This is a genomic window from Enterococcus sp. AZ035 (genome assembly GCF_050548325.1).
GTDB lineage: Bacteria > Bacillota > Bacilli > Lactobacillales > Enterococcaceae > Enterococcus > Enterococcus faecalis.
In genome coordinates this window covers 791684-815000 of the sequence record NZ_CP172958.1, presented here as the reverse complement: position 1 = coordinate 815000, position 23317 = coordinate 791684, and the positions used below count along the sequence as shown (strand labels likewise).

Annotated in this window: 18 protein-coding genes and 1 rRNA gene (1 of these 19 only partly in view); 2 read left to right on the top strand and 17 right to left on the bottom strand. The window is 37.7% G+C overall.

Going from position 1 to position 23317, the window contains the following annotated elements; genetic code table 11:
• From IGL32_RS03920 to dnaE, 9 genes are all read right to left on the bottom strand, one after another.
• Positions 1 to 1018 (bottom strand): 16S ribosomal RNA (locus tag IGL32_RS03920) (it extends 543 nt beyond the left edge of the window).
• Between the two features lie 644 nt (positions 1019 to 1662).
• Entirely contained in the window at positions 1663 to 3171 is a 1509-nt protein-coding gene (locus tag IGL32_RS03915) for a HAMP domain-containing sensor histidine kinase (RefSeq protein WP_002363430.1), read from the bottom strand.
• Positions 3172 to 3181: 10 nt separating this feature from the next.
• A complete protein-coding gene (locus IGL32_RS03910) occupies positions 3182 to 3868 on the bottom strand; it encodes a response regulator transcription factor (protein WP_002355954.1) in 687 nt (228 codons plus the stop codon).
• Positions 3869 to 4025: 157 nt separating this feature from the next.
• Positions 4026 to 5447 (bottom strand): NADP-dependent phosphogluconate dehydrogenase, encoded by a 1422-nt coding sequence (gene gndA / locus IGL32_RS03905; RefSeq protein WP_002355953.1) that lies wholly within the window; start codon positions 5445 to 5447, stop codon positions 4026 to 4028.
• Between the two features lie 204 nt (positions 5448 to 5651).
• Positions 5652 to 5831: a 50S ribosomal protein L32 gene (gene rpmF, locus IGL32_RS03900; RefSeq protein WP_002355952.1), complete on the bottom strand. Its 180-nt coding sequence runs from the start codon at positions 5829 to 5831 to the stop codon at positions 5652 to 5654.
• Between the two features lie 56 nt (positions 5832 to 5887).
• A complete protein-coding gene (locus IGL32_RS03895) occupies positions 5888 to 6457 on the bottom strand; it encodes a YceD family protein (RefSeq protein WP_002363429.1) in 570 nt (189 codons plus the stop codon).
• Between the two features lie 373 nt (positions 6458 to 6830).
• Positions 6831 to 8588 (bottom strand): pyruvate kinase, encoded by a 1758-nt coding sequence (gene pyk, locus IGL32_RS03890; protein WP_002355949.1) that lies wholly within the window; start codon positions 8586 to 8588, stop codon positions 6831 to 6833.
• A gap of 64 nt (positions 8589 to 8652) precedes the next feature.
• The gene (pfkA, locus tag IGL32_RS03885) at positions 8653 to 9615 is read right to left on the bottom strand and encodes a 6-phosphofructokinase (RefSeq protein ID WP_002355947.1); all 963 of its coding nucleotides are present in this window, start codon (positions 9613 to 9615) and stop codon (positions 8653 to 8655) included.
• Between the two features lie 172 nt (positions 9616 to 9787).
• Positions 9788 to 13117, bottom strand: coding sequence for a DNA polymerase III subunit alpha (gene dnaE, locus IGL32_RS03880; protein ID WP_430600091.1), 3330 nt, complete (start codon positions 13115 to 13117; stop codon positions 9788 to 9790).
• Between the two features lie 117 nt (positions 13118 to 13234).
• Here dnaE and IGL32_RS03875 point away from each other — a divergent pair, with 117 nt between their 5' ends.
• Positions 13235 to 13420, top strand: coding sequence for a YjzD family protein (locus tag IGL32_RS03875; protein WP_002355945.1), 186 nt, complete (start codon positions 13235 to 13237; stop codon positions 13418 to 13420).
• 54 nt (positions 13421 to 13474) lie between these two features.
• Here IGL32_RS03875 and IGL32_RS03870 read toward each other — a convergent pair whose 3' ends face one another.
• The 3 genes from IGL32_RS03870 to IGL32_RS03860 form a co-directional block, all read right to left on the bottom strand.
• The gene (locus IGL32_RS03870) at positions 13475 to 14671 is read right to left on the bottom strand and encodes a multidrug efflux MFS transporter (RefSeq protein WP_002381323.1); all 1197 of its coding nucleotides are present in this window, start codon (positions 14669 to 14671) and stop codon (positions 13475 to 13477) included.
• A 208-nt stretch (positions 14672 to 14879) separates the two neighbouring features.
• Complete coding sequence (locus IGL32_RS03865) at positions 14880 to 16286, bottom strand: NCS2 family permease (RefSeq protein ID WP_002355943.1); 1407 nt, start codon at positions 16284 to 16286, stop codon at positions 14880 to 14882.
• Between the two features lie 152 nt (positions 16287 to 16438).
• Positions 16439 to 17014: a DUF1361 domain-containing protein gene (locus tag IGL32_RS03860; protein ID WP_002385113.1), complete on the bottom strand. Its 576-nt coding sequence runs from the start codon at positions 17012 to 17014 to the stop codon at positions 16439 to 16441.
• A gap of 205 nt (positions 17015 to 17219) precedes the next feature.
• Between IGL32_RS03860 and IGL32_RS03855 the strand changes: the two genes are divergently transcribed.
• Positions 17220 to 18023 (top strand): Cof-type HAD-IIB family hydrolase, encoded by an 804-nt coding sequence (locus tag IGL32_RS03855; RefSeq protein ID WP_002355941.1) that lies wholly within the window; start codon positions 17220 to 17222, stop codon positions 18021 to 18023.
• Positions 18024 to 18138: 115 nt separating this feature from the next.
• Here the strand turns inward: IGL32_RS03855 and IGL32_RS03850 are convergent, their stop codons facing one another.
• The 5 genes from IGL32_RS03850 to IGL32_RS03830 all read right to left on the bottom strand — a co-directional run bounded on the left by IGL32_RS03850 (position 18139) and on the right by IGL32_RS03830 (position 23297).
• Complete coding sequence (locus tag IGL32_RS03850) at positions 18139 to 19224, bottom strand: lipoprotein (RefSeq protein WP_002386205.1); 1086 nt, start codon at positions 19222 to 19224, stop codon at positions 18139 to 18141.
• Positions 19225 to 19366: 142 nt separating this feature from the next.
• Complete coding sequence (gene aspD / locus IGL32_RS03845) at positions 19367 to 20977, bottom strand: aspartate 4-decarboxylase (protein ID WP_156210237.1); 1611 nt, start codon at positions 20975 to 20977, stop codon at positions 19367 to 19369.
• A 159-nt stretch (positions 20978 to 21136) separates the two neighbouring features.
• Positions 21137 to 21547 carry a nucleoside-diphosphate kinase gene (gene ndk, locus IGL32_RS03840; RefSeq protein ID WP_002381321.1) on the bottom strand — a complete coding sequence of 137 codons (411 nt, stop codon included), beginning with the start codon at positions 21545 to 21547 and terminating at the stop codon, positions 21137 to 21139.
• Between the two features lie 109 nt (positions 21548 to 21656).
• Complete coding sequence (locus tag IGL32_RS03835) at positions 21657 to 22310, bottom strand: DUF4767 domain-containing protein (protein ID WP_002376227.1); 654 nt, start codon at positions 22308 to 22310, stop codon at positions 21657 to 21659.
• A 42-nt stretch (positions 22311 to 22352) separates the two neighbouring features.
• Positions 22353 to 23297 (bottom strand): aminoglycoside phosphotransferase family protein, encoded by a 945-nt coding sequence (locus IGL32_RS03830; RefSeq protein ID WP_002387052.1) that lies wholly within the window; start codon positions 23295 to 23297, stop codon positions 22353 to 22355.
• Positions 23298 to 23317 lie beyond the last annotated feature (20 nt).

Genomic DNA, 23317 nt, shown 5'->3' with positions numbered 1-23317 from the left:
GGATGTCAAGACCTGGTAAGGTTCTTCGCGTTGCTTCGAATTAAACCACATGCTCCACCGCTTGTGCGGGCCCCCGTCAATTCCTTTGAGTTTCAACCTTGCGGTCGTACTCCCCAGGCGGAGTGCTTAATGCGTTTGCTGCAGCACTGAAGGGCGGAAACCCTCCAACACTTAGCACTCATCGTTTACGGCGTGGACTACCAGGGTATCTAATCCTGTTTGCTCCCCACGCTTTCGAGCCTCAGCGTCAGTTACAGACCAGAGAGCCGCCTTCGCCACTGGTGTTCCTCCATATATCTACGCATTTCACCGCTACACATGGAATTCCACTCTCCTCTTCTGCACTCAAGTCTCCCAGTTTCCAATGACCCTCCCCGGTTGAGCCGGGGGCTTTCACATCAGACTTAAGAAACCGCCTGCGCTCGCTTTACGCCCAATAAATCCGGACAACGCTTGCCACCTACGTATTACCGCGGCTGCTGGCACGTAGTTAGCCGTGGCTTTCTGGTTAGATACCGTCAGGGGACGTTCAGTTACTAACGTCCTTGTTCTTCTCTAACAACAGAGTTTTACGATCCGAAAACCTTCTTCACTCACGCGGCGTTGCTCGGTCAGACTTTCGTCCATTGCCGAAGATTCCCTACTGCTGCCTCCCGTAGGAGTCTGGGCCGTGTCTCAGTCCCAGTGTGGCCGATCACCCTCTCAGGTCGGCTATGCATCGTGGCCTTGGTGAGCCGTTACCTCACCAACTAGCTAATGCACCGCGGGTCCATCCATCAGCGACACCCGAAAGCGCCTTTCACTCTTATGCCATGCGGCATAAACTGTTATGCGGTATTAGCACCTGTTTCCAAGTGTTATCCCCCTCTGATGGGTAGGTTACCCACGTGTTACTCACCCGTCCGCCACTCCTCTTTCCAATTGAGTGCAAGCACTCGGGAGGAAAGAAGCGTTCGACTTGCATGTATTAGGCACGCCGCCAGCGTTCGTCCTGAGCCAGGATCAAACTCTCATAATAAAAGTTAGAACAATCTTTCGATTGTTAAGCTCAATTTGTTTGCTAGCATATTGCTTGCTTGTTAAAAATGTTTGTTGTCTTGAATTGAATCAAGACGCCCTACACATTTGGTTCGTCTATTCTTTGTTCAGTTTTCAAAGGTCTACGTTACCTCGCAGCAACTTTTATATCATAACAAACTTTCATTTGAATGTCAAGAACTTTTTTGAAAAAGTTTTTTTAAGTTGTTCCGCTCGGTCGTTGTCGTCTGTTGTGACAACTTCTATATCTTATCATTATCTCAGTTGTTTGTCAACAACTTTTTAAAACTTTTTTGTTATTTTATAACAAGTTTTTTTGATCAAACGATTGATTTAAAAGCAATCTCTTTAACGACTTTGTTATTCTAACATGTTATTTATCTTTTCGTCAAGAAAAATTTTTAACTTTTTAAAACTTTTTTCTTAACGAACTGTTTGTCAGAACAGATATTAATATACCAAGGATTTTTCTAAAACGCAACTATTATTTTGCAGAAAAATAACATTTTTTTCAATTTCGAACGATGAATATTTTCTGCAAAGAAAACATTCGTTTCTTTATCTTATAATCCCTTTTCTCTTACTTAAATGTTCGTTAATCATTCGTAAAAAAAGCAACGTACTTTATTGTACGTTGCTCTCTTCTTTTATTCCAGCGATTGGAATAAAAATTCTAAAGATCGTTCCTTGATGCAATACGCTTTCTGCATCAATACGTCCTTTATAGTTTTCGACTAATTGTTTTGCAATCGATAGACCTAAGCCATTACCACCTTTATTTCTTGCACGGGCTTTATCTACTCGATAGAATCGATCAAATATTTTCTCCAAGTCTTCTTCAGTGATTCCTTCACCAAAATCTTGCACAGCTATTTCAAATTCATTCATCGTTCGAGAAATGGAAATATGCACTTCTTTTCGATCGGTTGAATATTTAATCGCATTATCTAATAGAATAATTAGCAATTGTTCAAAGTGATTACGATAGATTTTCAGCTCAACTTCGGTTGGTAAATCGTCATCTAATGTGATATGAAACTCAGGATAAACCAATTGGAAGTTATTAAATACTTGGTAGACTACTTGTTTAGCATCTGTTCGTTCATTTGCATATTGGGTGTCCACTTGTTCAGCGCGTGAAAGGTCAAGCATTTCTTGGACCAAACTCTTCATACGACTAATTTCTTGTAAACTGGCCTTTAATGATTCATCTAAAATTTCAGGATCGTCTTTCCCCCAACGATTTAAAAGGTTTAAATGGCCTTCCATAATCGCAACGGGCGTTCTTAATTCATGGGAAACATCTTCAACAAACTGCTCTTGTTGTTCGATATAGCGTCTCATACGATCTAACATTTCATTAAAGATTTCCGAGATATCTGCTAACTCATCTCTCGTATTAATCTCCGGCATGTGGACATCTGATTGCGGGTCTTTGCGGATTGTATCCATCGTGTCTCTCAATACTTTTAATGGTTTTAAGAAATAAGAAGAGAGGATAAAGCCTAAGACACTACTTACAATCAGAGAAATCACTTCTAAAACTACAAGTGTTAATAATAAATGATTACGAATTTCATAAAAAGAAGAAAGTTCATAAAACGCTTGAATATAGCCAATCTTTTCTCGTGTTTCTTTTGAAAAAATAGGTTCCACGGAATAAAAACCGGTTTTATCAAAAACGGTTCGAACAACAGGTAATTGTCGATCCAATTGTAATAACTTATCATATTCATTTTGTGTTTTAAAAACTAGCTTTTGGTTTGTGTCATACACAGATAAATAAAGTTCTGGTTGTCCTAGTTCAGATATGAAACTGTCCATTTCCATAAACGAACCTTCTACTGCTGTATGCTTATTATAGTAGTTTTCATCTCTTTCACTCGGCGTTTTTAAATAGTCAAAAACGTCTGTTACCGTTAAATTTTCATTGGCATTAGCTAATCGATTTGTTACTTCTGCAATCGTTGCTTCGACATTTTCCTTTTCTTTGGCAACAATAAGACTGACAGAAGACTTATAGGTAATCACCGCAAAAATGGTAAAAACTACAAATATAAAGAAAGAACTTGCGAAAGCCCACTTTATAGTTAAAGATGGGCCTTCCAGTTCTTTTTTAATCGTTCTTTTCATTAATTAGTTCTCACGAACGCATAACGTAGCCAGTTCCACGGACAGTTTGGATGTAGCTTTCTTCTCCAGGTACGTCAATTTTATTTCGTAAGTAGCGGATATACACATCCACAACGTTTGTTTCTACTTCTGTTTCATAGCCCCAAACTTTATTTAGTAACACATCACGTGCCAAGACAACGTTCACGTTTTCCATTAGCGTTAATAGTAATTCGTATTCGCGTTTTGTTAATTCAATCATTTCAGAATTACGACGAACGACACGATTTTCTTTTTCAATTGTTAAGTCACGATATGTAATCGTTGTTTGTTTTGCAACGTTTTTATCGCCCTCAATATCAATACGACGAAGTAACGCACGTAAACGAGCTAACAATTCTTCAATTGCAAATGGTTTAACAATATAATCATCCGCTCCATGGTCTAAGCCAGAAACACGGTCAATTACTGAATCACGCGCAGTCATCATAATAATTGGTGTATTTTTCACTTGGCGAACACGGCGACATACTTCTAATCCATTTAATTCTGGTAACATCAAATCAAGAAGGATAGCATCCCATTCGTTGTTAAGAGCGGCTTCCAATCCTGTACGACCATTGTAGTGTACTTCTGTCGTATACCCCTCATGTTTTAATTCAAGCTCAACGAATCTCGCTAAGTTCTTTTCATCTTCAATAATTAAAATGTTGCTCATTTGATTAATTGTCCTTTCTCTTTAAAAGCTATACTCAAGCTCAACCTTTTTATTCCTTACTACTTATTAGAGAATTACTACTCAATCTATCTGGTTCTTTTTTAAGCCACAGTAAAACCATGAGCATGGTGAGCCACACTCATGGTCTCCAGCGTGTTTATTCTTCGTTGTACCAGCTGTAATGGTAGATTCCTTCTTTGTCTGTGCGTTCGTACGTATGAGCACCGAAGTAATCACGTTGTGCTTGAATTAAATTCGCTGGTAAGCGATCTGAACGATAAGAATCGTAATAAGCAATTGCAGATGAGAATGTTGGTACAGGAACACCTGCTTGAACAGCAATCGCAACAACTTCACGAACGGCTTGTTGATATTTTTTCGTAATTTCTACGAAGTATTCATCTAACAACAAGTTTTCAAGTGCTGGATTTTTTTCATATGCATCGGTAATTTTTTGTAAGAATTGTGCACGGATAATACAACCTGCTCGCCAGATTTTTGCAATTTCACCAAATGGTAAATCCCATCCGTATTCTTCAGAAGCTGCACGGAGTTGTGCAAAACCTTGCGCATAACTCATTAATTTACTAAAGTATAATGCTTCGCGAATTTTTTCAATCAATTCTTTTTTATCGCCTGCAAAGTTAAAGGCTGCAGGTTTTGATAAAATGCCACTTGCTTTTACGCGTTCTTCTTTGTAAGCCGAAATAAAACGTGCAAATACTGATTCTGTAATTAATGGTAATGGTACGCCAAGATCTAACGCACTTTGGCTTGTCCATTTACCTGTTCCTTTGTTGCCTGCTGCATCAAGAATAACATCAACGATTGGTTGGTCGGTTCCTTCATCATCTTTACGTGTCAAAATGTCAGCCGTGATCTCGATAAGGTAACTGTCTAATTCGCCTTCGTTCCATTCTTTGAAAATCTCTGCCATTTCATCAACAGATAAGCCTAAGATTTGTTTCATTAAATCGTAGGATTCAGCAATTAATTGCATGTCCCCATATTCAATCCCATTATGAACCATTTTTACATAATGTCCAGCACCATTTGGGCCAATGTAAGTCACACATGGTTCACCGTCTTCTGCTTTAGCTGAAATTTTTTCAAGAATTGGCGCAACTAACTCATACGCTTCTTTTTGTCCGCCAGGCATGATAGATGGTCCTTTCAAGGCTCCTTCTTCTCCGCCAGAAACGCCAGTACCAATAAAGTTAATTCCTGAGTTTGCTAGTTCTTCATTACGTCGCATTGTGTCTTTGAAGAACGTATTACCGCCATCAATTAAGATGTCGCCTTTATCAAGGTGTGGTAACAATTCTTGGATTGTCGCATCTGTTGCAGGTCCAGCTTTAACCATCAACATAATTCGACGAGGTTTTTCAATTGCATTCACAAATTCCTCAATTGAGTATGTTGCTTGAAAGTTTTTGTCAGGATGTTCTTCAACCACTTCTGTTGTTTTTGATCCTGTACGGTTATACAGCGCAACTGTATAGCCTCTGCTTTCAATGTTTAAAGCAAGATTTTTTCCCATGACAGCCATGCCGACTACGCCAAATTGTTGTTTTGTCATTTTATGACCTCCTATATTATAATCAACGAAAATTCTATGAGCATTCTCTTATAATCCTCACTATTATAACGCACTATCTTTCATATGAAAACAATATAGTGCCAATAAATTTCCAATTTCTTCATATTTTCTTAAAAAAATACAAATCCCCTAGGCTCCATGGTTAGCCTAGGGGATTCAACATTTCAAAAAATGTTTTTATGCTTATGCTTCTTTAGACATTACGTCTTTTCCATCGTAGTGACCACATGCTGGACATACGTGATGGCTTTTTTTCATTTCACCACAGTTTGAGCATGCATTTAAGCCTTTGATTGTTAATTTGTAGTGTGTGCGACGTTTTGCTTTTTTCGCTTTAGAAGTTCTTCTAGCTGGTACTGCCATTGTTGTTCCACCTCCTTGTAAAGATGCGTGTATTTACATACACAATATATTCCAACCTAGCTGTTATCTTCCTCTTCAGCATTATCGCTGAGTAATTCTGATAGTTTAGCCAGACGAGGATCCACTGTTTGTTCTGCTGCTTTCTGCTTACTTTCCAAATATGCTTCTTCTGAAATCACTTCCCAGTCATTGCCACTTGGCATTTCTTGACTGTTTTGTTCTTCTTCTGTAAGCACTTGAATTGGAATGGACAATAGAATGTTGTCTTCGACAGATTCATCTAAATCAATTGTTGGCTTGTCCAATAAAATAATCTCTTCAGCTGCAAATCGTTCATCTCTTGTATCCATTTGTTCTTTTGTCATAAAGACTTCATCGACCGTGATTTGCATTGGCAAAGCTACAGGTTCTAAAGAACGGGATGAAGGAACGGTTACAGTTACCTGAATAGTGTAATGAAGTAAATATTCTGATTTATTGACTGCTAATAAGCCTTCTACTTTGATTGGACTTACATCCAACAAGGTATCATCTCGTTGAAGAAGCTCTTCTTTAAGATGCAATGTTTCTGAAAACACTAGCGGCTCTTCTTTGTATTTATTTAATTCTAACAAAGACCACTTCATAATTATCACTCCTAAGCAACAAAAGCTATTATACAGGGGTATGAAAGCTTTGTCAATGAAATTTTCTTGACAGCCCTTTCTTATTTCCTGTTTTTCTTTCGTTTTTTTTATAATTGTTTTTCTGTTGAAGATAGCTTAGCGCTTATTTAATTAAATAACAAAATTTTTGTGTGAAATAACATAGATAATTTAAAACTAAGACATAATTTTACTATTTGCGCCCAACTCTTTATTTACTGAATACGTGTTTTCTGAACATTTCGTACTACTGTCTTCCTTGTAAAAAAAGCTGAGACAAACTGACGAATCGGTTTGTCCCAGCTTTGCGTCCGAGTACATATTGCTTAAAATCAAATGATTGAATTAATTAGACTTAGATAGCTGTTGTTGCTCCGCGGTAAACAATACCACGACGAGGATCAACAGTAATCACTTCGTCATTATTAATTAATGATGTTGCATCTGCAGCACCTACGATAACTGGAATATTTTGCGCAATCGCTACAACAGCTGCATGAGAAGTTAAACCACCTTCTTCAACAACTAATGCTGATGCTTTTTCAATTGCTGGCATGTATTCTTTATCTGTTGTTTTTGTAACTAAAATAGCTCCTTCAGTCGCTTTAGCAACTGCTTCTTCAGCAGTTCCTGCCACAACGGCTTTTGCAATAATTGCTTCTTCGCCGACACCTTGACCTTGAACTAATTTAGAACCGATCATTTGAATTTTCATTAAGTTTGTTGTCCCTTTTTCGCCAACTGGAACACCAGCAGTGATAATGATTAAATCACCTTCTGAAGCATAACCTTCTTCTTGTGATACTTTTGAAGCTAAATTAAACATTTCATCTGTGCTTGATGGTTTGTCAGCAACTGTTGCGTAAACACCCCATGATAATGACAAGCTACGTGCTTTTTGTTCTGAGAACGTAATTGCAACGATATGTGCTTTTGGACGGTATTTAGAGATCATACGTGCTGTATGGCCTGATTCTGTTGCCGCAACGATTGTTTGGATACCCAAGTTACGTGCTGTATGGCCAACAGATTGTCCGATTGCTTCAGTCATATCTGTTTTGCTATATAATTTCAATGCGAATGAATCTTGGTTAACTAATGTTTCTTCTGTACGAACTGCAATACGAGCCATTGTTTGAACAGCTTCTAATGGGTAATCCCCTGCTGCAGTTTCGCCTGATAACATTACTGCATCTGTTCCATCGTAGATTGCGTTTGCTACGTCATTTGCTTCCGCACGTGTTGGACGTGGGTTACGTTGCATTGAATCTAACATTTGTGTTGCAGTGATAACTGGTTTACCTAAAGCATTACATTTTTTAATTAAAGCTTTTTGGACAACTGGAACATCTTCTGTTGGAATTTCAACACCCATGTCACCACGAGCAACCATTAAACCATCAGAAACTTTTAAGATTTCATCGATATTATCGATACCTTCTTGGTTTTCGATTTTAGGAATGATTTGGATGTGTGTTGCGTTTTCTTCTTCTAAAATTTTAGTGATTTCTAAAACGTCAGAAGCACGACGAACGAAGCTAGCTGCGATAAAGTCAATTCCTTGACCAATTCCGAAACGGATATCGTTAGCATCTTTTTCAGTGATCCCTGGTAAGTTTACAGAAACGCCTGGTACGTTAACGCCTTTTTTGTTTTTCAAGACGCCTTCGTTTTTAACAACTGTTACGATTTCGTTTGCATCACGGTCGATATCAGTTACTTCTAAATCGATTAAACCATCATCTAAAAGAATGTGTGAACCTACGTTTACATCATTGATTAATTCTGGATAAGTGATTGAGAATTTTTCATTTGTTCCTAAAACTTCTGTCATAGAAATACGTACTGAGTCACCAATTTTCATTGTGATTGCGCCATTTTCCATGTCATTTGTGCGGATTTCAGGACCTTTTGTATCTAGTAAGATCGCTACGCGTTTCCCTGTAATTTTTACAGCTTCACGAATGTTTTTAATACGAGCACCATGCTCTTCGTAGTCACCATGTGAAAAGTTCAAACGGCAAACATTCATACCTGCATTAATTAAGTTTACTAGCATATCAACGGATTCACTAGCTGGTCCAATCGTACATACGATTTTCGTTTTTTTCATTACTAAAACGCTCCTATTCCAAATTTGTTTATACAAAGCTAATAAGATTAGCTAATATACAAGATTAAAAAGAAATTTCATGATTTAACTCATAAAGAGATAAATCTGGTTTATGTTTATTGTTTTCTAACGTGTCAATAATATCAGCTGCAACTACTTGGTTATCTAACATACCGATACATAAACCGCCTTTGCCTTCTTTTAGAAGTTCAACAGCATATGACCCAAATTTACTTGCTAATACACGGTCACGAGCACTTGGCGAGCCCCCACGAACCACGTGTCCTAAAATTGATACACGCGTATGGAAATCACCGTATTCAGAAAGTTTATCAGCAAATTCATTTCCGCCCATTACGCCTTCTGCTAAAATGATTAAGCAATGTTTTTTCCCGCGGTCGCGGCCTTCTTGAATACGTTTGGCAACGTTTTTCATATCAAAATCATGTTCAGGAATAATGATTTCATCTGCTCCGCCTGCCACGCCTGACCACAATGCGATATCACCAGCGTTACGTCCCATTACTTCGATAACGAATGTACGAACATGAGAAGTCGCTGTATCACGAATTCGGTCAATTGATTCCAAAACAGTGTTAATCGCTGTATCAAAACCGATTGTGAAATCTGTTCCAGGAATATCATTATCAATCGTTCCAGGAATTCCAACAGCGGGGAAACCACGTTTTGTCAAAGCCATTGCGCCATGATAAGAACCGTCTCCACCAATAACAACTAAGCCTTCAATACCGAATTTTTTCAATTGTTCGATTCCTTTTAATTGCCCTTCTTCAGTAGCAAATTCAGGATAACGAGCAGAATACAAGAATGTTCCACCACGTTGAATCTTATCGCCAACGTCAGCAACATCTAAACGACGGATGTCGCCTGCGACTAAACCGGCAAATCCATAGTTAATACCGTAAACTTCGATTCCATCAAAAATACTTTTGCGTACGACTGCACGAATTGCAGCGTTCATTCCAGGGGCATCTCCCCCGCTGGTTAAAATACCAATGCGTTTCATTCGCTATTTCACCTCATATAATATACTTTCAACTGCCAAAAGAAACCTTTTCGCAAAAATTGATATACAAAAATATTACGTCATTCATTTTACCATTAAAGAACCAAAATGTCTTGAGTTAAGAAGAAAAAAATGAAAAAAGTTGAAAACAACTAGTATTTTTTACCGTAAATCATTTGAAAATGACGTTTTGCTCGCCTAAAACGTAAGCTAATTGTTGCTGACTAGCGCTTGTATGAGCGACCCAATTTTCTTCATTTAATACTATTTTCTTACCTGTTTTTTCAAAATAGACAATCACTGGAATGTGTCCAGCGTGACGACTGAGTACCTCTTTCATTTTCTGAAAAACGTCCGTTTGTTCGACATCTTTTGTAATTCTGATAAAACACGTTTCGTCACTAATTGATGTTTCTACTTGTTGCGCTTTTTCTATTCGTTGAACCAATATTTGCAATTCTTGATTGTACGTACTGCGTTCCACTTTTCCTTCCACATAATAAACTTGCCCTTTCTCGACACTCTGTCTTAACTGGCGAAAAACGGTTGGGAACAACGTTAGTGAAATACTTCCTGTTGTATCATCCCCATCAACAAAGGCCATTTGTTCTCCCTTTTTGGTCCGAATCGTCCGAATGTTTTTGACATAAATCAATAATTTCGTGGGCTGATTTTCAACAAGTTCATGAACAAGTTGCGTTTGCTTGGCTAAGCGTGTTTTTTTGAACTCTTCTGTCGGATGTCCTGATAAATAGACCCCTAAATATTGTTCTTCTTGTTCTAGTCGCTCTTCTAGCGGATAATCGGCAATTTCTTCTTCCTTGGGCTTCAACGTTTCTAACAAATCCATACTACCACCGCTGAGAAGAATACTTTGGATATTACTCTCTAAACCTACCGCTAATTGACGGCGATTAGGCGCAATTTCGTCAAATGCACCGATGGCAATCAATGGTTCGATATTTTCAACTTTCAACCACTTACGGTCAATTCGCAAAAGAAACTCATCGAACGTTTTGTACGGTCCATTTTCTCGGCGTTCATTTAAAATATTTTGAATGAAGTCTCGGCGGATTCCTTTTAAAGAACTAAAACCAAATAAAATTTGCTGTTGCTGATTTAGGTAAAAGCTGTAGTGACTTTGGTTAATTGACGGCTGCAAAATCGTCTGCTTGTTTTTTCTAGCTTCGCCAATATATTCTTTAATTTTTGTTGGATTATGACGAACAGAATGCAACAATGCGACATAAAAAGCACTCGGATAATGAACCTTCAAGTAAGCCATTTGAAAACCAATAAAGGAATAGGCAAATGCATGCGAGCGGTTAAAGCCATAATTAGCAAAGCGCTCTATATAATCGTACACTTGGTTAGCTGTTTCTTGGGGATAGCCTTGTTGTAACGCACCATTAACAAAATGATTTCGTTCTTCATCTAGCACATCTTTTTTCTTTTTACTAATGGCCCGACGTAAAATGTCAGCTTGCCCTAAAGAGAAGCCTGCCATTTTCGCAGCAACTTGCATAATCTGCTCTTGGTAAACAATAATTCCGTACGTATTTTCCAAAATGGGGGCGAGACTAGGCTCTGGATAACTAATTTGTTCCAAGCCTTTTTTCCGGCGGATGAAAACATCAATATTTTGCATCGGACCAGGACGATACAAGGCATTGACAGCAGCAATATCTTCAATGCTAGTTGGCCCTAATTTTCTTAATACATTCCGAATTCCAGCAGATTCAAACTGGAAAACACCACTTGTTTCCCCTTTTCTAAATAAAGCCAGCGTTGTTTCGTCATCTAATGGAATCTGATTTAAACGAATGGTTCGATTATAGACGCGTTTAACAGCTGTGAGGGTATCATCAATGATGGATAAATTTCTTAAGCCCAAGAAATCCATTTTCAGAAGACCAATTTTTTCAACATCATTCATAGTAAATTGGGTCAATAAAATTTCATTCGATCCTGGTTGTAACGGAACCAAATTCAAAAGATTTTCATCACTAATTACCACACCTGCTGCGTGCGTAGAAACATGGCGAGGCAATCCTTCTAGCTGAACAGCTGTTTTATAGAGCAATTGATTATTTGGTGAAAAATTGACCAATTCTTGCATCCGTTTCGACTCTTGGTACGCTTCTTCTAACGTAATTTTCAGCTTGTTGGGGACAGCTGCCGACCAACGATTCGCTTCACTCTGGGACAACCCGAAAACACGTGCAACGTCCCGTAAAACCATTTTCGCAGCCATCGTACCAAACGTGGCAATTTGCGCCATGTGATAATGACCATATTTTTGACTGACATAAGCTAAAACTTCCTCCCGCCGATTATCAGGAATATCTAAATCAATATCGGGCATCGTGTAGCGTTCTGGATTCAAAAAACGTTCAAAAAGCAAATCATATTTGATTGGATCTACATCTGTAATTGATAACACATAGGACACTAAAGAGCCTGCAGCTGAACCTCGGCCAGCGCCTGTAACAATTTGATTGTTATGACAGAAGTCCATCACATCCCAAACGATTAAAAAGTAATCATCAAAGCCCATATTGTGAATGATGGTTAACTCTTTTTCTAATCGTTTTTGGTAAACTTCATTTAGATGAGGCACTCTTTCTGGTAATTTTTCTAAACACAATGTGCGTAAATAAGAACCTGCCGTTTGATTATCAGGCACAGGAAAATGCGGTAATAATTTTTGATGTAAAGGAATGTCAACTCGGCAATTTTCAGCTAGCTGAATCGTATTCTGGACCACTTCTGCACCAGCTATTTGAAGCATTTGTTCCATCGTCGTCTCTGCTTCACGCAAGTAATTCAGACCTTCTATTTCCGGTGTTTGGCTTGTAATATTCAATTGATTATTTTCTTTGATGCTCTCAAGAACAGTTACGGCAAAGCCTTCTTCCCTTGTTAAATGACGTACCTCTTGCAAAGCCACGCCAGGTAATTGTTCTCTTTGGTAAAAAGAAAAGAGCGCTGGATTGCGTTGTTGATTCTTTGAAAAAGAATGTTCAACAAATAACGACTGGGGATCAAAATATGAAGCAAGTTGTTGGAAAGCGTGAACCGCTTGTTGTTCATCTTCAAAAAATGTTTGGGCGACTTCTCCTTTAGCTGACAAAGTCACGGCAAATAAATCACTTAATAAGGATTGATGTTCCGCTAAGTAAAAGGGACCCTCTGTTGTCATTTTGCTGCTAGATAGTTGCATTAATTGCTGATAACCTTTTAAATTTTTAGCGAATAAAAGCAACTCGGAATGCCCTTCTTTTTCTGCTGGGGTATATTCTAATCTTAAACCGATAATTGGTTGAATTCCCGCTTCTTGGCATGCTTCATAAAATTCAACCGCCCCATGCAAGACATTGATATCGGTAATCGCTAATGTTTGATAACCTAACGCTTTCGCTTGTTTTACATAGGAACGAATCCTAACCGTACTAGATAAAAGCGAATAGGAAGTAACGGTATGTAATTGTGGAAATGACATTGGACAGCTCCTTTTTGAATCCTTGCTATTTTTTGCCTCTTCTCTTATTTTCCTATCGCGGATTCTTTACTTTTAAAGAAAATATGCTAAACTAAGAGCTAGAAAAGAGGTGCTCATATGCGTTATCTTGTTGTATTTTTCTGGACCTTCGCATTAGGCCAAGTCGTTGGATATATCGGCGGTGCATTATCTGGCGGTTCATACGACTTTAAAATGACAACGATTCTATCGTTGGCAACAGCCGTTATTATTTTATTAATTGCACACTTTGCAGTACCGAAAGAAACCAAACCTGTTAAATAAGAAAAAACCAGTTACTAAAGTTATTGTAACTGGTTTTTTTATCTTTTCAACTGTTTAGAGCTTTTTATTTAAAACTTTTCGGAAATTAAAGAAGGACAGCCCAATGTTTCCTAAAACGAAACAAGCGGTTACCAGAAAAACAGAAGAATAGCCAAAACCATGGGCAACTGTCGACCCTACCATCGGCCCTAAAACTTGACCGAAATTACTACACATCTGATTGTAACTATAAACTCTACTTACGCCCTCTGTTGGCGTTATTTTACTAATTAACGTATTAATTGATGGCATTAAAGCACCTGTTGAAAAACCTAGAAGGAATCGTAAAACACCTAACTGAAAAGGTGTTTGCACAAACGCCATGGGAATGTAACAAATAAAAGAAAGAATTAATCCGCCTAATAAAACTTTTTGGTTCCCAATGCGGTCCCCAATTTTTCCCAAAGTTGGAGAAGAAATAATTGCTGAAACGCCGGCAATCGAAACAATCAAACCACTAACAAATAATACATTCTCTGTATCGCCACTTAAAGATCGAATATATAGCGTTAAGATTGGGCTGATACTTGTAATTCCTAATTGTAAAATTAACGTAGTCACAAACAAACCAATCAATACTGAAACATGATCCATCTTACTAAAAATTTCTTTCGTCGTTAATAAATCCTTTTTCTCAACTGGTTGAAAATCTTCTTTAACTAAAAAGATAGTCAACAACGTTGTAATGAATAAAATAACGCCGGTAATAATAAAGACATTTTCCATTCCAAACCACTGTGCCAACGCACCGCCAATCGATGGCGCAATTAACGTCCCAGCAATTGCACCTGTTGATAATGTCCCTAGAGCCCAGCCATTTTTCTCTTTTGGCGCCTGCGACGCAATCATCGCTGTTGCGTTAGGAATATAGCCGGATAAAATCCCGTTCATAAAACGCATAATCAACAGCCAGTATACATTAGGGACAAATGCTAACGCCCCCATTGTGATCGTCATTCCTGCTGCAGCCCGAATCATCATAATTTTCCGACCTTTTCGATCAGCTAAATTTCCCCAAATCGGTGCAACAATCGCAGCAGCAAACGCCGTGACAGAAATTGCCAATCCAGAAAACAACTCTACTTGACTCTTAGGCGTCCCTAATTGTTCAACATATACTGGAATAAACGGCATAACTAAGCTAATACTCGCCCCTGTAAAAAAGCAACCAATCCATGCGACTAACAAATTCTGCTTCCATTTTATTTTCATACTTTTATCCACCTTATCACCTCTTCACCTACCACTATACTCTAAAAGAGTGAATCTCTCAAAAGAAAATTCTTTTAAAAAAAGTCTGGCAGACCGGCCAAAACGACCAATCTGCCAGACTTCTTAACACTTGAGCTTAAGATAAATATCTGAACAAATGCAACACCTTCGAAGCTAACCGCTGTTATCTCAGCCTCACTTCTGTTTACTATAAAATAGCTAAGATTACAAAGTTTAAGATAAACAACGCATCAATGACCCAAATAATTGGTGAAACTTCTTTGGCTTTTCCTTTGACTACTTTCACCACTGCATAAAAGATGAACCCAGCAGCAATCCCATAAGAGATGCTATAACATAATCCCATGAAAATTGAAGCAAAAAATGCTGGAATCGCATCTTCTAAATCCGTCCAATTGATGTCTTTGAAAGAAGCTAACATCATAATTCCCACTAAAATTAACGCTGGAGCCGTAGCTTGTGCTGGCACAATAGCAATAAGTGGTGAAAAAAGACTACTTAGGGCAAATAGAATTGCTACCACTACCGATGTCAAACCTGTTCGACCACCCGCACCGATTCCTGCTGCACTTTCTACATAAGTTGTCGTATTCGATGTACCAAAAATCGCACCGATAGATGTTGCAATAGCATCTGCAAATAGAGCTTTGTCCATTTTAGTGCTGAAACCCTTACTATCTTCTAAAGCTAATTCATCTTCTTTAGAGAAAATCCCTGTTCGACGTCCCGTACCGATAAATGTTCCAATTGTATCAAACGTATCTGATAAACTGAAGGCAATAATGGTCATTAAAACTTGAGGAATTTTTGAAGAATCGCTAAACAATGACTGTAAGCCCTCAGCACCAAAAGCAGCGCCAAAAGTTGTACCTAATTCTTTAAATGAATTGCCCAACGAATTAGCATGCCAATCAACCGAAGCAGTGTCTACCACCCCCATTGGAATTGCGACTAACGTAGTAACCACAATGCCAATTAAAATAGCCCCACGAACATTCGTGACAACTAAAATCGTTGTTAAAACTAGCCCAATTACCGCCAAAATAATAGCTGGATTATCAAAATTTCCTAAAGCGGGCACGATACTCGAACCATTCACAACACCATTTTGAGGTTCTGCTTGTACTGTGAAACTTAGTAAGCCAGCATTTTTCAACCCTACATAAGCGACAAAAATTCCAATCCCACCACCAATAGCATGTTGTAAACTCTCTGGAATTGCTTTAATAATCATTTTGCGAATTTTTGTCACTGTAATCAAAATATTAATCAAACCACAAATAAAAACCATTGCTAATGCTTGTTGCCATGTATACCCCATCCCAAAAACGACCGTAAACGTGAAGAAAGCATTGAGTCCCATCCCTGGTGCTTGAGCGTAAGGTACATTAGCAAACAGCCCCATGATTAATGTACCGATGATTGAAGCAATAATGGTCGCTAAAAAAACAGCCTGAAAAGGCATCCCTGTTTCTGAAAGAATGGACGGATTAACAAATAAAATATAACTCATTGCAAAAAAGGTCGTGACCCCCGCCATTATTTCAGTTGATACCGTTGTCTTGTTTTCCTTTAATTTGAAAAACGTATTCATAATTGCACTTCTCTCCCTTAAAATCCATGTTTTCGAATAATTACTCTTTGATTATAAGAGAATCGCTATCTTTTTACAACAAAATATTAACTATTATATATATTTTTCTATATAATGTTCGTGTTTCATAGATATAAAAAAAAGAAAAAGCTTTACATTGCTTCTTCTTTTCCTAATAATTGGATTAGCCCAAACAACAGCATCTGTAGAAACATCATTAATAAAATAAACATTAATTTTTGAAGGGACCAGTCAAAAAAGATAATTTTCACTGTTTCAATTGGACTCATAAAAAGATAGACACTGTGTAATCGATCAAAACGTCCAACATAAATCGCCAAAGCAGACAAGAAATGAAGGCTGGCTTGAAAGACTACAATTGTTCTATAGCCGCAATAACTTTGCAATTTCTGGCTAACAGTTGTTACTGTTTTCATCCCTAAAAGCCCATATATAACAATCCCGCTAGTTAAGCAAACAAACGCCCACCAATCACCAATTTGGTTTGCAAAAATCGTATTAAAGCCTCGATAAATAGATAGCGTTTCCAAATGAAAAAAATCCGTAAATAGGTACGGCGCATTAGGATAAAAAATTAACCAAGCAAAACCTATCAACCAATCCCTTTTACGTTTTTCTGCGTTTAAAAGATAACTAAGTTCAATTGGAATATAGGCTAACAACACGTTCAACGCCATAAAATGAAAATGCGTAGCAAATAACCACATATAGATACAATAGATTAAGGTGATCACTCGTAAATAATTTCTAGAATTTTTCAAGATGCTCTGCGCTCCTTTTTCAAACGGTTTATTTTAGTGTAGCATACTTCTTAAGCTTTTTTTTAAACCTTATAAATGAACATGCTTCTCCCCTTGATAATCTTCGGTTTTATGCTAGACTGAGTAAAAGGCATTTAGGAGGAATTTTTACTTGAAAAAATTAATTGCTATTGATTTAGACGGCACAACATTAAATGCACAGTCTTTAATCAGTCCAAAAACCGAACAAACACTAAAAAAAGCGATTGACAACGGTCATTACGTCAGTATTGCCACTGGACGTCCCTATAGAATGAGTCATCAATTTTACCAACAACTTGGCCTAACGACCCCTATGGTTAACTTTAACGGTGCTTTAGTCCACATTCCAGAGAAAAAATGGGACTTGGAAAGCGAAGCCAATATTGAGCGTGACCTAGTCTTTGACATTTTGGCACAGAAAAAAGAATTACAATTAGATTTTGTTGCTGCTGAAAACAAAGAAACATTTTATATCGATACGTTAGATGGGTTCGATCCGAAATTTTTTGCTTCCAAAGCAACCTTAGATAATTTACTTACTGCTAAAAATTTACGAACAAATCCTACCTCAATGATGGTTCGGACCACACCAAACCAAGCTGAAAAAGTTGCTGATACATTGACAAAACAATATGGTGATTATATTGATGTCCGCACTTGGGGCGGTCCAATGCCTATTTTAGAAATGGTCGCAAAAGGAATTCAAAAGGCCCATGGCGTTGATCAAGTGGCGAACTTTTTATCTGTCAAACCAGCTGATATCATTGCTTTTGGCGATGAACATAATGACGAAGAAATGTTAAGTTATGCTGGTTGGGGTGTTGCTATGAACAATGCCACGGATAAAATTAAATCCGTAGCCAACGATGTCACTGAAAAAACAAATGATCAAGATGGTTTAGCAGATTACTTAGAAAATTATTTAGATCTATAAAAGGCTAAAATAAAAGTATTTCTTTAAAAAGAACTCACTTTGATTTAGCTGATAATCTTAAGATTACGAAAGTGGGGCATAAGTCGAAACGACTTATGCCCCACTTCCGTTTTTTTTATTCCTTCAATGAATTTTGAAACGTGCTGATTTTTTCAGCCAATCTTTGATAAGTCGTAAAAGACGGATGCTGTAGCTCTTGTTCTTCGTTAACGGATAAAGTTTGTTGTGTCGTAATGGCCTTTGTTAGTGCATCTACAAAATGAATAAAAGAATTGTTGGTTTGTTTATTGTATCCTGGTGAATAATATTTCGATTGACGATAAAAAGGCCGCAGGGCTGTTTCTGTGATTTTTTCCTGTTCATCTGAAAAGTATTCATCATAGCTGACATGTTTTATTTTCTGCTCTTCTGTTATCACTTGAAGTCGAGCGATTAGGCCATTGCCTAAATCTTCTGCGTAACCGATATACGTTTCTTTCGATGGCTCTTTTAGCCAAGTGTCCATCTCTGCTGCTAAAGGCATTAATCCTTCACGCGCAGAAGTTGATGAACCGCGTACCGTATAAAAATTACCTGTAACACGATTTTCGTCACGCATTTGTTTTTCTACATAAGTAATACCATTAACAACGGTGACTAACGTATCGTCTGTACGCGTGTTGCTTGCTTGAAATTCAGGATAATCCGACAGGCGTTTGTTGACACCCGAATAGCGTGTATCATAATAAGGATCACTAGCAAACTCTGTAAACTCAACATTCAGAATCCTTTGCGTTTCAGGTTCCGTAATAATCTCTACAATGCCGTAATTTCCGCCAGTAAATACACCTTCATTTTTATAATAGTTACCCGTCATTAATCCCAAAGGCGGTTGATTGGACCAAAACATTTTTTTCTTTTTTTCTTCCGGTGTATATTTTGCTGGTGGGGTTGTTCCAAATGTCGTTTGTGTGGCCCCTGTAACCACTTCGTACGTGTATTCATGAGAATCAAAAGTCAATTGATTAGCAATCAGTTCGTCATTTTTAGTCGGCGCTTGTTTTTCCACCGCAGAAGTCGTTTGATTGGTGACGGTAACTTGCTTCACTTGCTTTGTCTCTTGCGGACCACTTGTTGTTTGTTTCGTTGGCTCTTGATCTGGCGCACAACCAACCAAAATAAATAATCCGATAAAAACCAACATTCCTTTAATATGTTTCATTCACTTCTCTCCTTTTTATAAACGCTTAATTTCCTCTTATCTCCAGTGTAGCAAACATTTATAAACCAAAACTGACGGAAAAATGAATAAATAATAAACAAAAACGCTAAGTCTCCTGCAGCTTAAGAGACTTAGCGTTTTTTTATTTAATTGCTTGGCGCTTTTGGCGCAACCACTCTTCTTTAATGTGTTCAGATAGGCGAATCATTCGTTTACCAACTTCACTATATTGGTTAGTAGCTAAATTGGCTAAAGAAATTCGAACTGACCATTTGTCACTCCCGAAAGCATCCGCTTTTAAAAGCATTAATTTTTCTTTTTCTGCTAACGAAGTTAATACTTTTGTGATCGTCCACGATTTCGTTAAATAACTTGAAAATTCTGGGCCATAACGTTTTTCTGTCCAATCTCTAAAGTTAATTTCACAATAGTATGCTGTATTTAAACTTGCTAAAGGCTCTTCAATGCCTAAGGTGCGGAACAAGAGCTTTTCACGCGTATGACAAATATCCATCACTTCGTCTTTATATGCTTGACCGTCTTTTAACAAAGCATACAAACTAAATAAAGCCATCATTGCTTGCTGAATAGAAGAAAGTCCCGCTGCATGGTTCAACGCAATATCGCGGCTGTCTGCGACTAAGCGGCTGATAAAGTTAATTTGGCTTGTGTCTGCATTCAATGTAGCATAACGTGCCTGTAATTCCATTTTTCGAGCCACTGGCAATTCTTTTAATAATTGATCAAAGATGTTCTCTTGACTGACCGCAATAGTCCCCACACGCCAACCGGTAGCGCCAAAGTATTTAGAATAAGAATAGATACAGGCTGTATTGTAAGGTAACTCCGTAAATAGTGAACGGAAAGCTGGCACAAAGGTTCCGTAAACGTCATCTGTTAAAATCATTAACTTAGGGTTATCCACTGCAACGATTTGTTTGATTTGTTCAATGGTAGGTTTTCCCATAGCATTAGCAGTTGGATTGCTGGGATTTACGACAAAAACCGCTTTGATGGACGGGTCTTTTAGTTTATCAATTTCCTTGTTTGAGTATTGATACGTCGTTTTTCCATCAATGATCATTTGCTCTGCTTTGATTTTAACCACGTCAAAGTCATAACGTGGTAGTTCTGGAATTTCTAAATAAGGAGCAAACGTTGGTAATAACAACGCAATACGATCACCTTTTTCTAGTAAATAATTATTTGCCAACGTATCAAACAAGTAACAAATCCCTGCTGTACCACCCTCAACGGCAAAAATATCAAACGGTTGTGCTTCGCTGGAAAATAATTCTTGATTTAAATATACTTTAATCGGTTGTTCACACGCCTTCAAGCAACGAACAGGATTCGGATAATTATCCCCAATCACATAGTCTAACATGGCATCTAACCACATTTCCTTATCCATCCCAAAATAGTTATGCTCTGCTGTCCAAATTTCTTGTAAGAAGGTTGCCCCTTTGCTTGGATTTTCTGCTAAAAAGTTTAAGAAGCGTTGCGTTCTACCAAAACTTGGCTGAATCATACCAGCCGTTTGTTCGCTCCCCTCTCTTAACGTTTCTTTTGTAGCAAATTGACCTAATAAAAAAAAGGCTTCCCTTGGTGTTGGCGCCGTCCAATTAGGATTGCCTCGCCCTGCATTTAACAATGTTTCTAAATTATGATTTTCTTCATGTAATTTCTTCTCTAAAAATAGACTTAATTCAAACGGACTAAGGTTTTCTGTCAATTCATCACTTGTTATCATTTTATCCTCCTGAAGCACACACAGTCATTTAGTATTTAGTATGTAGTCTATACTACTCTTCTACCTCCAGATGTCAACCATTTAAGCGGAATATTCTGACAATTAATAAAAAAGAAACAATCCTTTATAAAAAATAAAGGATTGTTTCTTTTTTGCTGATTAACCAAAGAACCGTTGCATCTCAATTTTTGCTGATTGAACAGAATCAGAAGCATGGATTAAATTTTTGGTGACAGACAACCCATAATCCGCTCGTAAGGTGCCACTTTCAGCATCTAACGGATTCGTTGCTCCAACTAATTTACGCACTTTTTTAACCACATTGTCCCCTACAACGACCATCACAACCACTGGGCCACTTGTCATATAGGCTAATAATTCAGGGAAAAATAGTTCATCTTTTAAATGCTCATAATGTTCCTTCACTGTTTCTACTGTTAGTCGTTCGAATTTAAGGTGCAATAAGTCAATACCTTTATCTTCAAAACGTTGAATGATTTTGCCAACTAACTTTCGTTCAACGCCATCTGGCTTAATAATTACTAAACTTGTTTCCTTCATTTTTTCCATCCCTTTCAAAACTTCCTTTTGCCCTTTCCCAAGGGGTAGCTACAGAATAAAATGAAAGCGGATACTTTGTCAATGATAAATTTTCTTTTCCTTTTGATTAAATAAAAAATTAAAGATTATTCACAAGATTTGTGAATTGTTCTTTCAGTTCTGTATTGCTTGTTTCTTTTAAAAACAAATAAGGTTGCTCCTCTACTGGCTGTTCTTTACTCACATAAACTTTAGCTTCACCATTCACTAAAGTAAATAAATAGACATGCTTCTGGGCAACTTGTGTCGCACTGTCAGAGTATACTGCCACCAGACAATAACCCCCTTCGCTGCCTGTTTCTGACCAATTTAACCAAATGGGATTGTTCCCAATAGCTGGTTGTATTTTAGGTTCATAACTCAATAAATCATCAGGCACTTGAATCGTGTAAAAAGCTACAGAGTGACCTGGTTGGTACGCTTGATAGTTCTGATTGCGTTCTTGACCCCAGGTTTCCATGTATTGTCCTAACTGTTTTGCTTTTTGCTGATTCCAAATCGTCCCTTCTTCTGTAACTAATTCAGTTAATTCTTGTGTTTGCGTTGTTTGCTCTAATTCCAACGCCGTGGTTTGACTAACTTCGGTTGCTGAAATTGCTCTTGTTTCTTCAGTATTTACATTGTTTGTTTGTACGGTTTGTACTTTCTGTGATTCCTCTTTCGATTTTTGCCAACCACAGCTAGATAAAACGCTTCCAACAACCGCTATCATAATAATCCCGTTTAGTTTCATTCCTTAAACTCCTGTTTTTATTTTTATTCTATCGAAATAAACCTAAAATCTCAATCCCTTTCTTTGAATAGTTGAAAACCATTTGGGAACTAGTAATTCTCCACAATTATAGTCCTCTAGTAATTGTTGGTATTGCTGTTCCATAGTCCTGATTTCTTTTTCACCAAAGCTCAGTGCCCAAACTAAAGAATAGAGTCCTGCGTGAAAAGTATAAAGCTTTTGAAACTGCCAAAATAAGGTAGGAACTTTCCCAGCAAAATAACCTTGTAATTGACCATAAGCAAACAATGGCGAAACATTTCTTGAAAAAAATTGTAACTTGTAAAATTCTTCATAAGGATCCCCAAAATCCCATCGATTAAAATCAATCACACCGACCTGCCTAGTTGGCAAGTAAATAAAATTTCCCACATGGAAATCTCCATGCTGATAAACCACAGGCCGTTGTTGCAATAACGGTAATTGTTTTTCTAAATATGAAATTATTGGCTGCTGGTACGGCATACAAAATTGAGATTCCTTATACTTATTTAGTTGGCTCTGCTTTTTTTCGTATAAATTTTGCGCAATCTCTCTTTGACTAATCCTTTCAGGCAACAAAAGCTTATGGATTTTGTTTAAATAGCGGCCTGCCTCTACGCCTAAGTTCAGTTGTCTTTTGGGAGAAAGAGCGGGTAAAACATCGCTTAAGTCTTCACCTTCTAGATACGTTAATAACATGTATCCTTGTTCACTTTCAGGAATAGGTGCACATAAAAAAGGTTTAGAACTGGGAAATCCTAACGCCGCTACTTTTTTGATAAATTGATATTCTTGTTGTTTGGCTAATAACTCTTCTTGTTGAAAAATTCGCAATAAAAAGGTTTCTTGATTTTTGGTAACTTTAAACTTTAAATCAGTTGACCAACCACGGTGAATAGCTTCAACTTTTTGCCATTGCTGAAACGCTGGAATCTTCTCAAACGCCCTCATTACTTTCGCCTCCATTTCCCTATTGGTTTTAGTAT